Source organism: Nocardioides gansuensis (genome assembly GCF_003076135.1).
Lineage (GTDB): Bacteria > Actinomycetota > Actinomycetes > Propionibacteriales > Nocardioidaceae > Nocardioides > Nocardioides gansuensis.
Genome location: NZ_QDGZ01000042.1, coordinates 1 through 255 on the forward strand (window position 1 = coordinate 1; position 255 = coordinate 255).

1 protein-coding gene is annotated in these 255 nt (G+C 72.2%); it reads right to left on the reverse strand.

Annotation, left to right across the window (positions count from 1 at the left end; translation table 11 throughout):
- A partial coding sequence (locus DDE18_RS22530) for an IS110 family transposase (protein ID WP_165821329.1) occupies positions 1-255 on the reverse strand: 255 nt, incomplete at both ends.

Genomic DNA, 255 nt, shown 5'->3' on the forward strand with positions numbered 1-255 from the left:
TGGGAGGTCATTCGGGTGTGGTCCTCACCTAGGGAGCGGCGGCGGTCGACCAGGATCCGCAGCACCGCGAGTTGCTCGTCGTTGACCACCGGCCGCAGCCCGGTCATCCGGGTGCCGACCAGGGCGACGGAGTGGGCGTCGGTGGCGTCGGTCTTGCGGCCCTGTCCGGTGGCGAACACCCGGGCGCGGGCCGACAGCTTCGGCGGCACGTCGACGACCTCTTCGCCGTCGGCCAGCAGCCGGTTGGCGATGTGC